The organism is Gordonia spumicola, assembly GCF_009932475.1.
Lineage (GTDB): Bacteria > Actinomycetota > Actinomycetes > Mycobacteriales > Mycobacteriaceae > Gordonia > Gordonia spumicola.
On record NZ_BJOV01000003.1, the window covers coordinates 708,482 to 722,934 of the forward strand.

General features: G+C 65.7%; 14 protein-coding genes. 11 read left to right on the forward strand and 3 right to left on the reverse strand.

What is annotated here, in order from left to right; translation table 11 throughout:
• Positions 1-78: 78 nt before the first annotated feature.
• Together GYB83_RS09380 and GYB83_RS09385 are read left to right on the forward strand one after the other, a co-directional pair.
• Positions 79-1,872 carry an McrB family protein gene (locus tag GYB83_RS09380; RefSeq protein ID WP_161895229.1) on the forward strand — a complete coding sequence of 598 codons (1,794 nt, stop codon included), beginning with the start codon at positions 79-81 and terminating at the stop codon, positions 1,870-1,872.
• Positions 1,869-3,239 (forward strand): 5-methylcytosine restriction system specificity protein McrC, encoded by a 1,371-nt coding sequence (locus tag GYB83_RS09385; RefSeq protein ID WP_161895230.1) that lies wholly within the window; start codon positions 1,869-1,871, stop codon positions 3,237-3,239. The genes GYB83_RS09380 and GYB83_RS09385 overlap by 4 nt, the downstream gene beginning before the upstream one ends.
• A gap of 43 nt (positions 3,240-3,282) precedes the next feature.
• On the opposite strand, the gene GYB83_RS09390 is transcribed toward GYB83_RS09385, so the two are convergent.
• Both GYB83_RS09390 and GYB83_RS09395 read right to left on the reverse strand, forming a co-directional pair.
• Entirely contained in the window at positions 3,283-3,852 is a 570-nt protein-coding gene (locus tag GYB83_RS09390) for a hypothetical protein (RefSeq protein WP_161895231.1), read from the reverse strand.
• The gene (locus GYB83_RS09395; protein ID WP_161895232.1) at positions 3,842-4,969 is read right to left on the reverse strand and encodes a hypothetical protein; all 1,128 of its coding nucleotides are present in this window, start codon (positions 4,967-4,969) and stop codon (positions 3,842-3,844) included. Before GYB83_RS09395 ends, GYB83_RS09390 begins: the two co-directional genes overlap by 11 nt.
• A gap of 385 nt (positions 4,970-5,354) precedes the next feature.
• Between GYB83_RS09395 and GYB83_RS09400 the strand changes: the two genes are divergently transcribed.
• From GYB83_RS09400 to GYB83_RS09440, 9 genes are all read left to right on the forward strand, one after another.
• Positions 5,355-7,118, forward strand: coding sequence for an ATP-dependent nuclease (locus GYB83_RS09400; RefSeq protein WP_161895233.1), 1,764 nt, complete (start codon positions 5,355-5,357; stop codon positions 7,116-7,118).
• A 507-nt stretch (positions 7,119-7,625) separates the two neighbouring features.
• Positions 7,626-7,865: a hypothetical protein gene (locus tag GYB83_RS09405; RefSeq protein WP_161895234.1), complete on the forward strand. Its 240-nt coding sequence runs from the start codon at positions 7,626-7,628 to the stop codon at positions 7,863-7,865.
• On the forward strand, positions 7,862-8,521 hold the full coding sequence (locus GYB83_RS09410) for a recombinase family protein (RefSeq protein WP_161895235.1): 660 nt from the start codon (positions 7,862-7,864) through the stop codon (positions 8,519-8,521). Before GYB83_RS09405 ends, GYB83_RS09410 begins: the two co-directional genes overlap by 4 nt.
• 50 nt (positions 8,522-8,571) lie before the next feature.
• Positions 8,572-9,021 carry a hypothetical protein gene (locus GYB83_RS09415; protein WP_161895236.1) on the forward strand — a complete coding sequence of 150 codons (450 nt, stop codon included), beginning with the start codon at positions 8,572-8,574 and terminating at the stop codon, positions 9,019-9,021.
• A gap of 61 nt (positions 9,022-9,082) precedes the next feature.
• On the forward strand, positions 9,083-9,457 hold the full coding sequence (locus GYB83_RS09420; RefSeq protein ID WP_161895237.1) for a hypothetical protein: 375 nt from the start codon (positions 9,083-9,085) through the stop codon (positions 9,455-9,457).
• Positions 9,454-10,020: an antirestriction protein ArdA gene (locus GYB83_RS09425; protein ID WP_161895238.1), complete on the forward strand. Its 567-nt coding sequence runs from the start codon at positions 9,454-9,456 to the stop codon at positions 10,018-10,020. Before GYB83_RS09420 ends, GYB83_RS09425 begins: the two co-directional genes overlap by 4 nt.
• Before the next feature lie 342 nt (positions 10,021-10,362).
• Positions 10,363-10,656 carry a helix-turn-helix transcriptional regulator gene (locus tag GYB83_RS09430; protein ID WP_161895239.1) on the forward strand — a complete coding sequence of 98 codons (294 nt, stop codon included), beginning with the start codon at positions 10,363-10,365 and terminating at the stop codon, positions 10,654-10,656.
• A gap of 109 nt (positions 10,657-10,765) precedes the next feature.
• On the forward strand, positions 10,766-11,149 hold the full coding sequence (locus GYB83_RS09435) for a hypothetical protein (RefSeq protein WP_161895240.1): 384 nt from the start codon (positions 10,766-10,768) through the stop codon (positions 11,147-11,149).
• Positions 11,150-11,176: 27 nt separating this feature from the next.
• A complete protein-coding gene (locus GYB83_RS09440) occupies positions 11,177-12,139 on the forward strand; it encodes a hypothetical protein (RefSeq protein ID WP_161895241.1) in 963 nt (320 codons plus the stop codon).
• Between the two features lie 200 nt (positions 12,140-12,339).
• On the opposite strand, the gene GYB83_RS09445 is transcribed toward GYB83_RS09440, so the two are convergent.
• A complete protein-coding gene (locus GYB83_RS09445; protein ID WP_161895242.1) occupies positions 12,340-14,139 on the reverse strand; it encodes a hypothetical protein in 1,800 nt (599 codons plus the stop codon).
• Positions 14,140-14,453: the final 314 nt, after the last annotated feature.

Here is a 14,453-nt window from a genome sequence, read left to right on the forward strand (position 1 = left end):
TGTGCATCGTTGCATCATCATTTCCATCGCAACCAGCCGATCGCATGTAGCGCACCAGTTGGTGGCAGACTTTGTCCTGTGAGCCCTGTACCGACAGTCGGAAAGATCTCGTTCACCAAGTTCACTTCGCCCGAGGCGATGATGGAGAAGTTGGCAACGGTTGTGCCCGGAACGACGACCGCCGCCGAGGTGGAACAGCTCCTGGAGAGTACGGCGATAACTCAGGGATCGACGCCCTCGCCACTGTGGAACGATCTGATCGATTACGACCCTCCTGTGGACGACCGCGCGAAGGCAAGCTCGCAGGTCGTCATCGACAACGAGCTCCTGCGGTCGGCGCGAGATGCCGAGAGTTTCCAATACCTCGTCCTCTGGGCTGCGCTCAATCTCGCCGATACCAGACTGGACACCATCACGCAGACCTTCCTGACCGATGGCGACGGCCGGTTCGACGTAGCGATGATCAACCGCCAAGCCCTCGGCCAAGCGCTCATGGCCTACGCACCCAACGATCCGTCCTTCCCGAAGGACGGCAAGCCAGTGATGAACATCCTCAGCCTTCTTGAGCGTTGCCGCCTCATCGTTCCGGAGAAGCACGGCGGATCGATCATCGGGGTCGAGCAGTTGCTACCGACCCGGTCCGCGGCCGTTCCTGTGGTGAAGTTGGTGGCCGAACGCCTCAGCCACCAGGGCATCGTTCCCGTTCGCGGACGGAACCCTGCAATGGCGCTGGCGATCGGCGCCAACGCCTGGTTGGGGCTCTCCTCCGAGGAGTTCCTCGATGCGCTGCGTCCCCGAGCTGCCGTGTCCGCCCCGGCCGGGCGCAGCCCACTTCCCGACGACCTGTACGAACTGGCCACCCAGGTTCGCCGACGAGGGCAGGTGGTCCTGCAGGGCCCGCCCGGCGCCGGCAAGACCTACGTCGCCAGGAAGTACGTCCGCTGGGCGACCTCGGGCCAGGTCGACAAATGCCGCCTGCAAACGATCATCGACTCCCTGCCCGTCAACGAGCGCACCCTCGACGGCATCGCCACGGAGGTCAAGCGACTGGGCATCGCCGCTCTCTGGGACATCGTCCAGTTCCACCCCGGTTACGACTACACCGACTTTGTCCGTGCCCTGGTCGCCGAGCCCGTGGCTGGCGGCGTCACCTTCACCCCCAGGCACAAGCTCTTCAGCCTCATGGCCGGCGTCGGCAACAAGCTCGAGGAAGAAGGCTATGACCTTGAGCTGGTCCTCATCCTCGACGAGATGAACCGCGGCAACATTCCCAACATCTTCGGTGAGTTGCTCTACGGGCTGGAGTACCGAGGCGAGGCGGTCTCTACGCCGTACGCGGTCGACGGCGACGCGTCCATTACTGTGCCCGAGCGCCTGCACGTCATCGGCACGATGAACACCGCCGACCGGTCCATCGCCGTCATCGACTACGCCCTGCGCCGCCGGTTCGTCTTCCTCAACGTCTACGCCACCGACGCCCCGATCCGCAGCTACGGCTTCGACTCCGAGACCACGCGCGAGGCCGCCCTCTACCTGTCCGGGATCACTGCGCACGCGCTCTCGGAAGCACCGGCAGGCCTCCAGGTTGGACCCTCGTACTTCCTCGCCGATGCCGACGAGCACGGTAGCTCTCTCGAAGTCCTCGCCGGTCGCTATGTGTACGAGGTTCTGCCTCTGCTATCCGAGTACGAGATGGAGGGCGAGATCGATGCCGCCGCACTCAACTCCCTGCGCAGCGAACTCGCTCTCACCGCCGACGCCACGCAGCGCCAGCAGGCCCAGGGCCTCGCCAGCCTGCTCGCCCAGCAGGTGTCCGGCGCCTCTAACGGCGACGCGCCCACAGCTGGGGATCCCGCCGAGCCGGCCCCATGACCCACTCGCACCAGGTCGAGGTCGGCGAGCGGCGCTCGGTGCCCATCGACGCTGCGGTGGCCGAGGGTGTCCCCGAGGAGTTCTGGCGCGCCGCAGACTGCTCGGTGCAGCTATCGCCCCGACAGGGCGACTGGACCCTCACAGCCGGCGACTGCGTCGGCGTCAGCCGGATCATCGCCGGAGATCTGGACCTCACGCTAACCGTGGCGCCGAAGCTGCCCGATGCCGACATGTTCTTCCTCGCTGACTACGCCTACGGCCAGCGGCAGGAGGCCTTGCGCGTCCTCGACTTCGACCAGGTCGCCCTGGCGAAGGTCCACGAGGACCCCACCGCATGCTTGCTCATGTGGCACGTCAACGCCATCGACGCCTTCGCCTCGCGCTGGCTACGCCGCGACTACAGGTCGAACGAGCGAGTCTTCGACGGGAAGGTTAAGGGCCGGATCCTGCTCGACCGGTACGTCACCGGTCACCTGGCCGGCGGTCGTGCTAACGAAATACCGTGCCGCACCATCGAGCAGACCCAGGACACGCCCAACAACCAGGTGCTCAAGGCAGGACTCCGCCACGTAGCCGCGCTGAGCCATAGCCTCCCTGTCGAAGCCGCGGGCAGAGCCGTCCGCCACCGGGTCGCATCGGCCCTGCCCAAGTTCGCCCAGATCGCCGACGTCAACGTCACCCAGACCGTGCTGCGCGCGACCTCAACCCGCGGGCCGCAGCGCCACTACGCCCAGGTGCTGCGGGCCACGCGTAGCCTGCTCGATGGTCGATTCACCGGGATCCGGGCCGGCGATATGAACACCGAGTCGTTCATGTGGCGCATGCCCGTCCTGTTCCAGGAGTCCGTGCGCGGGATCGTGTCGATGATCGACGAGGTTGAGCTGGACCAGACCAAGCCGCCCGCAGCCACCGTGCACGACAGCTCAGGACTCCGGATCCGGACCTCCAAGGTCGACCCCGACCTCGTCATCGGCGTCCCCGGCCACGGGTCGCTGCTCCTGGACACCAAGTACAAGAACGTCCTGACCGGACCGACCACCACTCCCGAATCAGATTCGATCGTCCTCAGCGAGAAGGTCCGCATCGCCGTGTCTCGGTCCGACATCTATCAGGCGGTCGCGTACGGGCACCACGAGAAGTGGTCGGACGACGTTATTGCTTCGGGCCTGCTGTTCCCGGTGAGCCTGCCGGTCGGGGCCTCGCTGCCCGAACCCATGTCCGTCCGGGGCTTCGGCGAGTCGATCCCTCTGCTGTTCATCGACATCGGCCCCTCTGCCCGCCAAAACCTCCAACACTTCCGCAGCGCCTTGCTGCAGTTGGCCAGCACCGGCGTCGCCCCTACGCCCAGTGCCCTCGTAGCTCCCTGATCGACCACATGCGCTGAAGTCACGACCAGCGAGCCCGGTCCACCTACGCGCTCCGGCTGGCCCGTCTCACCGATTCGGCTATCTCGTCGGCTCGCTGGTTGTTCGAGAAGTGCCTGGCGACCTGGTTGACCACCTGTATGCAGCCGAACAGCGACCAGCTCAGCAGGACCAGCGGCACCGCCGACAGCGTGAACACCACGCCCCAGTGCAGGCCGGTCACCAACGGCCACAGGATGCCCAGGCACAGGGAACTCAGACTCGCCAGGACTGCGGTAACAGCCACCACCCGATAGGGCCACAGGATGCCGCCGAGGCCGGCGGGAGCGTTCTGCAGCAACAGTCGGTAGTTCGGCCCGATCACCGCGATCAGCACCGTCATCGCGGTGATGACCAGCGTCGCGATCGCCGCTGCGATGCCGCAGACGCCGATGTAGACCGCGCCCATAGATGCGGCGACAGCGCTGCTGAGCGCTGTGGACAGCGCAACCGTGACGCCGATAACCACGCCCGCGCCGAAGTCCCACGACCAGACGATGACGCCGACCCTGGACGCGGTGAAGCTCCGCCACCAGCCGGTGGCGGCCTGCTCGTCGGCACTCCGATCAGTCGTCACCTTCTCCAGTGTCCTCCGTGCTCGGCTCCTGCGGTAGGGCTTCGGGATCGACCTCACCGGTCGGACCCGCTGGTACGTCGTGCTGCGCAGCGTGGTCTCCGGGGTCGGCTGGCGCGGCGCCGTCTGGCTCCTCGTCGCTGGACTCAGTCGGCGTCGTTGTACCGCCCTCGACAATCTCTTCTCCGCTGGTCACGCCTTCGTAGGACACCTCGGCACCGACCTGCCCATCGGCGACGGTCTCTGCATCGGCCGGTACCGGCTCGTCTGAGTACGTCATTGGCGGAGGCAACTCGAGAAGGTGCTCGCGCAGCACGTCCAGGTTCACCTCTCCGTTAGGGTTTGTCGCCAGTTCTTCGCTCTGTTCCTCGTCGCCGACGGCAGAGTTGTACGTGGACACGATCTCGGTCCCGTCCGCCATCTCGATCACGCCTGTGTACCGGCCGTCGCCGTAGCCGCGCTCGACGTGGTTCTGCGACTGTTGGATGAAATCCGCTTCGACGTTCAGGCCTGCGTCGTTGGCGAAGATCGCCTGTGCCGAGTGTGATCCGGTGGCGTTGAACAGGTCTTCGATGCTCTGCGAGTCCTGCCACCTGGGGTTCGGCTCCGTCAGGGAGAAGCGGACCTTGGTCACGCGCGTGACGGTACGCTTCCACTCCGACAATGCGACCTTGCGCCGGTAGGGCTCGACCTGCCAGTGCAGGCCCTTATCCTTGATCCCTTCGTTCAGGATCAACCTCAGCGCGCGCACCGCCGAATCAATCCGCAGCGTCGATCCGCGGTCCTGCACCAGGCCCGTGAGGCTCCCCAGGTCCACAGCGAACACCGTGGTGGTGCCGCGGTGAGTCAGCTGGTCCCGGAAGTCCTTGGCCTCGTCGTCCCAGACCTCCTCGATGCCGCTTTCGGCCGAGAATCCAACGCGGCCGGTGAGCACGTCGTCGGCGATGTGGACCTTGCCGATCCGCCACAGCCGGTTGTAGCTCTCCGCAGAGGCCCCCGGCGTCAGTCGATTGCGGAGTTGATCGGCGGGTTCCTCGAACAATTCGCCCACCGCCGGCTGGATGAACTTCACCGCGAATACCCGCCCGCGCGCTTCTGCCTTGTCCTCTTCGCTTGCCACTCGCTCACCCTAATGTGAGCGCCGGGCCGCACGGCGTCGGACTCAGACATCGGGGGCGAAGCGACCAAGCCGACACAGCCTGTCCGCAAGCCGGTCGTTGACCGCACTTCCGATGGAAGGACACGTCGCCAGGTCGTGCGCTGTACGTTCACCCGTACGGGCTGTCGAGCCCGGTCAGGGGCCTCTCCGCGAGCCACCGTGTCCGCCCGCCGCTTGTGCACGCTCGCCAGGGCTGCACAACTGAACCGTGCAACGCCATCGATACGAATGTGACACTCGAGCGTTTCGCCTCGCACGCCAAATCTTCCACGCTAGGCTTGATCCGGCGGTTCCCTGTGGATGTGGACCGAAGTAGTTCAGGTTGACGACGCAGAGAGGCGTTCGAATGCTGCTCGAGAAGGTTGAGATCTCAGGCTTCCGGTCGATTGAGTCGGGTCTGGAGATCTCTATCGGGTCACCCACGATCCTCGCCGGCCATAACGATGCAGGCAAGAGCGCAGTGCTTGACGCTGTGGCGTTTCTTCTGGGCGACATAAAACTGTCGGACCGGGACCGCACATACGACCAACCTGGCGTGGACGGGGAATTGACGCGAGTTTCCGAGACTATTGTCGAAGGATTGTTCAACGTCACGCCAGACGAAGCCGAAGAACTTTCTATCGGGCGTCAACTACGCGTGAGAAGAGCTTACCGCGAGGGCGGTACAACTCTCGAGATGCTCGCTGCAGTCCCAGTCGATGAGCGCTTGCAGGAAATCGAGAGTCAGGACGTCAAGACGCTGAAGTTTCGGCTAGAAGGCTTGGGTCTGCCAACGACCGGGAATAAGCCCGACCTGATTGCTCGATTGCAGGAACGTGCCGAATCAGCGGACAAGGAAGACAAGTGGGTATCGGCCAGCGTAGCGGTTAAGCGGATACTTCCCCGCGTCCAACGATTTGACGCAACGTCGACGCAGAACCCTGAAGACGCCATTCTTGCAGCGCTACGAACCTCTTACAGTACTCACACGGACGACGACACCGTGAAAGGCAATCTGCGGGCATTAACCGACACGCTGCAGACCCGTGTTGCCAAAGACGCGGAAGATCTACGTGCGCACATAACCTCGCAATGCGCGGACGTTGGTGATATCAGGATTGACCCCATCGTTCGCCTTGATAGCGGCCTCAAGGGGGTGGAAGTCAGTGCTGTCAATTCCCGCGACGAACAGGTTCACCTAGGTCAATCCGGCACGGGGCGTTCGCGTCGAATTGCGTTGGCGGTATGGCAGTTCAATGCAAACCTGCTGAGCGAATCCAGCCAAGACACAATCCTTCTCTACGACGAGCCCGACACCCATCTTGACTATGGGAATCAACGAGGGTTCATGGATCTACTTAATGAACAGGCCAAGGTTCCCAACGTCCGAATCATCGTGGCAACACACTCTATGAACTTGATCGATGGCGTGGACATAGCCAACGTCGTTCACCTGCACCATGTCGACAGCCGAACCAAGGCGGACGTCATTGCCGACGACTCGGAAATCGGTTCGCACCTCGGGCTGATCGCAGCTTCCCTCGGCTTGAGAAACACGGTCCTCCTTCACGAGAGACTGTTTGTCGGCGTAGAAGGGATGACGGAGTTCCGTGCTTTTCCAGTGTTGTTCAGGCGTGCGACCGGCCGACAGCTTCAAGCCTGCGGTATCGCGGTGTGGCCATGCGACAATAACGACGGAGCACTCAGATTTGCTCAGTACCTTCGCGATCACGGTCGCGAGGTTGTGATCGTTGTCGATAGCGACTCTAGAGATACTAAGCTCTTCTCAGATGCGAGCCTCTCGGCGCGCAACCTGAAGTTGGGCGACCATGTGATCACCATTGGCGCACGCGAATTCGAGGATACGTTCACGGACGAGCAGTGGGCTGAGTGCGCCAACCGAGAGTGGCCACGCAATGATGGCAGGCGCTGGACCGTCGACCACTTCTCGCAGCATCGCGAATCGAAGTTTAGTTCGAAGATATACGAAATGCTTCGCCCTAACACCGATGTCGAGGTCAGCGGAAAGCCTGACATCATGATGAAACTCGCACTGGGACTCAAGGCGCCAGGCGAGGTGCCGGCGACACTAAGCCAGATGTTCGAAACTTTGATCGAACGCGCCCGCTAGCGTAGCTGACGCCGAGCAAGCATTCGCTTCCGGCGCTGATCTATGGTCGGCTCCTCCCAGGAGTGGTAGCCGATCAGCTCCGTCCACTCGAGAGAGTGCGATCGTTCGTCCCGGCAACACCATCTGCAGGCGCTAGGAGAGACGGCGTGGCCTACCGGGGTCTCTGTGGCGAGCACGCGCGTCCTCCTATCTCTCACGCGACGTCCTGACTTAATCATGGCCCTCCGACAACCGATTTGCCGAGGCTTTGGTGAGCAAGGACACTCGACCCCTCCGTAGACCTGTCCGCGCCTAGCAACAAGCACAGATTGTCCGTTCTCACGGGAGTTCAAGGCTCCGAGTGTCGTCCCACTGAGGTACACCCTGGCGAGACACCCCAGCACTCGACGAACTGCGTCTCAGTCAAGTCCCATTCCCATCAACTAGACACATTCTCATTGAGATTATAGACTTGACTGAGACAAACCCAGTGCCGCGATAGACGCGGACGACCGAACGGAGAACACCGTGCCCCTCACCCTCCGACTACATCCCCGCGCCAAACGCGCCGTGGAGCGAGCCGCGACCCACCGGCCGACCACCGTCACCGGCCTCGTCGCTCGGATCGACGAGCAGGGCACGGTCATCATCGACCTCCCAGACCAGCGGGGCAGCGAGCTGGTCCGCCGGATCGAGGCGGCCAAGCGGCGCGACGGCCGTGAGGCCGACGACGGCCGCAAGGGCCTGTCGATGGGGGCGCTGCTGTGACCGGCCCCAAGCTCGTCGGCTACCGCCGTGTGAGCACCGTCGACCAGAAGGCTGACCGCCAGCTCGACGACCTGATCGCCGCGGACCTCGTCGACCCCGTGTTCACCGACAAGGCCAGCGGCAAAGACACCCGGCGTCCCAAGCTCGCCGAGGCGCTGCGCTATGTGCGTCCTGGCGAGACTCTTGTCGTGCACAGCATGGATCGCCTCGCTCGGAACCTCGACGACCTGCGACGCATAGTCAAGGTGCTCACCGTCGGCGGCGAGATCCAGATCGGCGACGAGGTGGTCGCCTGCAAGGGCGGCGCTCGGGTGCAGTTCGTTAAGGAGGGGCTGACCTTCACCGGCGACGACTCACCGATGAACACCCTGCTGCTGTCCCTGCTCGGCGCCGTCGCCGAGTTCGAGAGGTCGCTGATTCTGGAGCGCCAACGCGAGGGCATCGCGCTGGCCAAGGCAGCGGGCAAGTACCGCGGCAGCGCACCGAAACTCAACGACGCCCAGATCGCCGAGCTGGCACGCCGGAAGGCGGCCGGCGAGGGCGTCGCGGCCCTGGCTCGCGACCTCGGCGTCAGCCGCGCCACCGTCTATCGCGCAGTCGAGCGGGCCGGGACCTCCCAGCAGGCGGCAGGGCGCAGCGCAGCCGCGACGGCGTAGCCGACGCCGAGAGCCTCCTCGACACCACACACGTCGAGGAGGCTTCTCTCATGTCCGCAGTTCCCAGTGCGTCCCCCGCAACCAGCACCGCAACCAGGTCCGGTGCACGCGTCGTCGTCACGCGTACCGACGACGTGATCGACGGCGCCGAGCCGGTCGTCGCCGTGATGGTCGACGACGGCGAGATCCTGTCCTTCACGCCGGCCACCGCCGCCCACCTTTCCGGGATGCTCGTCCGTGCCGCGACGGCCGAGATCGCTGTGAAGATCCGGGTCACGAACAGCTATCCCGACAGGTCGTTCGAGCACACCTACGACGTCGTCGCGCCTGCGCCCCGCGATGACGAGGACGTCTACGACTGGTGCTACGACCACTTGTGGCAGTACACCGGTGAGGGGCCGCAATACGCGAACGTTCCTGCTGCGTATGAAGTCGAGATCCTTTCTGCGCCAACCCCGTTCACGCACTTGATCGGACTCAAGATCGACAGCTACGGGTAAGCGCCGGCGAAGCCGTCGACGACCGCCACCTCGAACACCACACCGAGGGAGGGGACCACCCATGACGACGATCTTCTGTGACCCGTGGGTCGAGCGGCACATCGCCACCGGCCAGCTGTCACCGGGAGCCCGGGGGCTCACCCGCGAGGACGCCGCCAGCCAGTACAACGAGGCGAACGGACTCATCTCGGCCGACGTTGACTATCTCTACACACCGACCCAAGCCGCGACCGCTGCCCGCGAGCTGCTCAGCGACATCGGCGTCGAGATCGCCGAAGGTGCTCGCATCCTGCTCACCGACGGCACTGGCGGTCCGCACTGCTGGACCTTCCTCGTCGAGCCGAGCCAACTCGAATACGCCTGCGAGCAGCACCGGTACATCACCGGCGAGAGCATCAACGCCGACGCATTGGAAGGGGCGCTGCCGTGGGCATGAAACCGAACGTCGCCATCACCGAACCCGACCGCCCACGCGTGTGGATCGGTTCCCTCGCCGCGTACAACGGCTCGCACGACGGCGTGCCGCGCCTGATCGGCGAGTGGTACGACGCGACCGACGCGGGCAGCGTCACCGTCGCCGACCTGCACCAGGGCACCGGTGTGCCGTTCGGCGACGATGACGAGTTGTGGGTCATGGACCTGGACGGCGACTGGCCGGTGCGTCGTGAGATGGACCCGAGTACCGCGGCCGAGTGGGGCGCACTGTACGAGGAGGTCACGCCGACTCTCTGGCCGGCGTTCTGCGCGCTGGCCAGGGCAGAGGGTGTCGACGACCCGCGGGACGTCGACGTGCAGGCGTTCACCGACCGGTACCGGGGCGAGTGGGAGTCGTTCGAGGAGTACGCGCGCGACTACGTCGAGAGCGTCGGCGAGCAAAGCAGCTGGCCGGAAGATGCCAAGACGTACTTCGACCTCGCTCGGTACGCCCGCGACCTGGCGCACGGCTACACCGTCGAGCCCGCACCGTACGGCGGGGTCTACGTGTTCAGCGACTCGTGATCGCCCCGGGGGGCTGGCCGCTGCGCGAGCCGGCCCCCAGGTCATTCACCTATACGACACAGGACTTTGCAGGGTGTGTGAGCTACGTCTCATATCTTGACATGACCTGCTACCCTCTTAGACGTATAGATAGGCCACCGCGGGAGCGGTCTGCCCAGCTCATCGCCCATTTTCTGTCACAAACCCCTGGTACCAATGAACGCGTCGTCCTGATGGGCGGCGCGTTTCTTTTGCACTATGCGACGATGCCGATGGCGCAGTAGTGCACCATAAGTCGGACACGACAGATCGGCCGTGATCCGCACAGCAGGGAGGACCGCATGACCATGACAAGATGGGCCCGTGCCCGCACCAGACGCCTCGATCCCGCAGCGAGAGCTACTCGCGCGACCCGTGCGTCGTGAGGCCGTGGGGCGAGCGCTGAAAGCAGCCCGGATCGCAGCGAGCCTCAACAAGCAGCAGGCCGTTGCCGCGTCGGGCGTTTCCAGGCATTCGTTGATGCGCTTGGAAGCGGGTAGCGGCTCGATGAATCTCGACCGCCTGTGGTCTCTTGCTCGCGCGTACGGCACCACGCCGTCGGCCATCCTCGCCGCTGCCGAGGCTGACCCGGACGCGGCCGAGACGCTCAAGCCCTAACCGGCTCTCCGTACACACCTTCACCTCACGACGTCGACACACTCGACGTCCGCACCCGTGCGCGGGGTACTCACACACCACCTGACACCACCACCACCTGGGAACCACCATGAAAACTCGCATTATCACCGCTCTGACCGCCGTGTTCGTCGCCGTCGCCGCTCTGGCCGCCACCACCGCGACCGCTCCCGAGGCCTCTGCCCGCGTCTCGTCGGGCAAATACACCTGGACCACGACGAAGACCCTCACTGGTGCCAAGGGCTCTTACCCGGTCACCATCCGTGGGAACGTCCTGACGCTCAACATCCCGGGCGTCATCATCGGCGCGTCCAAGCACGCTCGTATCCACCAGACCCGCTCCGGCGGGTTCTTCGACTACGGCGGCAACCGGTACGTGCTCCGCAAGTCAGGCCGTAAGTACGTCGGCGAGGAACTGTGGCTGACCATCAACGGCGCCGTCGTGGGCCGCACCAGCCTCACGCCGCGCCGCTGAACGCACCCGCGAACTCGAAGGAGAACCATGCCTGACCTTGACCTCTACGCCATTCACGGACTCGACAGGCGCGCGCCCAGCGAGGCTCTCGCCGCTCAGCTGACCGCGCAACTCAACGGTGCCGCCGACCCCGTCCAGCGCCAGCGACTCGACATCGCCCGCGCGATCCTCGGAGATCCGCAGCGGCGAGCACGCTACGACGCCCAGCTCGGCGACCCGGCCGCACCGCCCATCACCGAGGCCATCCTGACAGGCCTGGCTGGCCGCCCCGCGCCTGTGCAGGCCGCCAAGTCCGTCTTCGCACAGCCGCGAGTGTTGGCCGCACTCGCCGCCTTCCTCGGAGTCCTGCTGATCGTCGTCGTCTCGGCCGTGGCGTGCAGCGGTGGCGGTGACGACAGCAATAGCGGCAGAGACGCCGCTACACCCGGCACGCCGTCGACCCTGGCCACGAAGAAGCAGAAGCCACCGACCGTCTACTCGGCCGAGTACCGCTCGGACGACGCAAGCTTCGTGCCGAGCGCGGCCATGCGAATCGACTCCCAGCTCAATCTCGAATCGACTGCGCGCAAGCTCGGATGGACCTCCGCAGATTTCGGGTCGACGAACACCACGAGCCTCTCGCTCGCCCGCGTCACCGAGTCGGGGAACATCGAGCTGACTTGGTGCGACGAGCCGTCCCCGGACGTCCCCAATTCGCGCATGCGGTGCTTCGCCGTCACCGCCTCTTCTGATCTTCGACTCCTCAGCGACGCTGCATTCCCGCAATCCGAGCGAGGCACGCACACGTCCAAGGGCGGGAAGGTCGGCGGACTCTTCAAGTACGTCCGTGTCACCAGCGGCGACCGACTGCCGACCGAGGCCATCACGGTCAAGGGCGGCTATACGACACTGGAGGCCTCGGAGTTGGTGGCCGGCGAGCGCGACGACGTCGCGTACTTCGTGGTGCCGGGCTCGCTGAAGGTGTACAAGGCAACGGTGGTGCGCGACTGAGCAGCCTCCACGCAGCACAGAACCTCCTTACCCAGTCGGGTGAGGAGGTTCTTTTCTCTGCACAGCGGTGACGGAGCCTGTTCCAGCGGAGTGGTAGCCCGCGCGCAGACTCCGACAGTGCTGAACAAGCCCGACTCCCGTTGCTGATGCAACGGGAGTCGGGCTCTTCTTTTTCGCCTCTGCACGCCTGGCCGCCTCGCTCAGTCGCCCAGCTCCCGGTCGCGGCGCTTCAGGCCGTGCGTCGGTGCGGACCGGCCGATGCGGCCGGTCATCTCGGCGCCGCGGGCGCGCACCGAGGCCACCGTGTCCGCGAGATAGGAGTCGAGGTCCGGGTGCCGTTGGCTGGGCCGCCAGGACTTGGCCGCCATGCTCATGAGCTGGTCGTGCACGGTTGAGCCGCCTGTCAGCTCCCAGCGCTTGGCAGCGGCGACGTAGGCCGCGGACTGCGCCAGCTCGACGCTCTCGGGGTCCCAGCCGGGAACCGGCGGCATCGACGCCCTGCGGTCGTCGACCTCGGCCCGGAGGTCGGCCAGGGCAGCCTCGACACGCTCGTCGATCGCTGCCTGCTGCTCGCGTTCGTAGGCGGCCAGCCGCTGGTCGGCCTCGGCTCGGGCTCGGGTCTCCTCCTCTGCCAGGGCCTCGCGCTGGGCGTCCTCGGCCGCTCGCTGGCGCGCCAGCGAGGCCTCCGTCTCGGCCAGGGCTTCGCGGGCCTTGGCCTCGGCGCGCGCGGTCTCGGCATCGCGGGCGCTCAGCTCCTCCTCGTCCATGTGGACGTCGATCTGATGGAGTTGCATGGCCTCGTCGAGGTCGGCACCGGCGCGAGCCAGGTCGCGCTCCTTGGTCGCGACGGCGGACCGCGCGTTGGCCAGTTCCAGCTTCTCGGCCTCGGAAGCTCCGAAGGCCTTCTTGTCCAGAGACGTTCCACGCGGATTCACCTCGGCCTCGACATCGATACCGGCGGCGAGCATCGTGCGGCGGTAGACCTCCTGGTAGCGGTGCATCTTCGTCGCCCCGGTGATCTGGACTCGGCGGGTCTTGCCGGTCTCGGGGTCGGTCCGTTCCTCGGTGACCTCCCGGGACTGGCCCCACATCTGCTGGGCCTCGGTCCGCAGGTGCGGGCTCGCCTGCACAGGAGCACCGACGCTGCTGCGCAGGAGTTGACCGTCGTAGTCGACCAGCCGGCCGCGGTCGTCGATGCCGCCGATGGCGGCGGCGGCGATCTCCGGCGCGCTGCGCACGCGGTCGATCCCGTCGAGGTCGACCTCCAGCTCGATGAGGCCCGCGCGAGTCACCGGCTTGCCGTACTTCACGACCGGCGCGCCGCCCTCATCGATCGCGGCTCCATCGGCGTCGAAGGCCATCGATTTGACCATCGGCGCGAAGGTGTCGGCCATCCAGTGCACGTGGACCGCGGATTCGTCGAAGTTCCACACCACGCCGTGGACCGCGTCGTGGCCCCCGGTGAGGACATCGGTGGTCAGGTGGGCGTGCGTCTCGGCGAACCAGCGAGAGACCGCCGCGCGACCGGCCTCGTCGTCGGGCATCACCCACCGAGAACGCCTGCCAATTTCCGTCCCGGCTTTGTTGAAGACCGGGTAGTAGGCCGGAATCTCTTTCAGCAGGGACTTCGGCACCCATGCGACGATCGTCGTCGTCTCGAACGTACTGTCGGCCAGTTTCCGCTTCACCGCGTCGATGCGGCCGTCCCCGTAGTCGAGCACCGCCTCCACGCCGTCGACGGCAGTCAGCTCGCGCAGGCCGCCGTTCCCGTCGTTGACGTAGGCGGCGTTCAGGTGCGTGTCAGCCGCCACGATGGACGGATTCCGCTTCGCCTGGCGCGCGGCGTCGGCGTCGTCGAGCTGGCGCATCGCCTCGCGCAGGATGCGGGCCCGCTCGCCGCGGGTGGAGGTGCTCGGCTTCGCCCCGGCCGCCTCGCGGCCGTGCTGGAGGTGCTGGGCGTGCCAGCCCGCGCGGGAGGCAGTCGCTGTCGACTCGGCCACGGCCTCGTCTCCTCTCTGTTGTGATTGCTCGGCACTCGCCGCGGGGCCCTGGTCCGGCCCTCGTCGGGGCGGCTGGCGCCGCCCCTCCTCCGACCGGCCCTGCCCGCGACGTGCGCCTGCGCCCAAGTCAAACCCGGGTACGACGGGGCCCTGAGCGACGCTGCGGGGCCCTGGCTCCGCCTGCCCCCACCGTCGTTCCACCCATCGTACCCGGGTTTGACTTTTAGCGCCTTAAAGTCAAACCTCCAGTCGCTACGCTCCCTCCGGTTTGAGGCGCTCTCCGAGGGCCCTGCCGGGGGCCCGTCGGGCGCTGG

Bases quoted from the DNA above. Each gene is read 5' to 3' on its own strand.
- GYB83_RS09385 (WP_161895230.1), top strand. From the start codon at position 1,869: ATGACCCACTCGCACCAGGTCGAGGTCGGCGAGCGGCGCTCGGTGCCC.
- GYB83_RS09400 (WP_161895233.1), top strand. From the start codon at position 5,355: ATGCTGCTCGAGAAGGTTGAGATCTCAGGCTTCCGGTCGATTGAGTCG.
- GYB83_RS09415 (WP_161895236.1), top strand. From the start codon at position 8,572: ATGTCCGCAGTTCCCAGTGCGTCCCCCGCAACCAGCACCGCAACCAGG.
- GYB83_RS09420 (WP_161895237.1), top strand. From the start codon at position 9,083: ATGACGACGATCTTCTGTGACCCGTGGGTCGAGCGGCACATCGCCACC.
- GYB83_RS09425 (WP_161895238.1), top strand. From the start codon at position 9,454: ATGAAACCGAACGTCGCCATCACCGAACCCGACCGCCCACGCGTGTGG.
- GYB83_RS09435 (WP_161895240.1), top strand. From the start codon at position 10,766: ATGAAAACTCGCATTATCACCGCTCTGACCGCCGTGTTCGTCGCCGTC.
- GYB83_RS09440 (WP_161895241.1), top strand. From the start codon at position 11,177: ATGCCTGACCTTGACCTCTACGCCATTCACGGACTCGACAGGCGCGCG.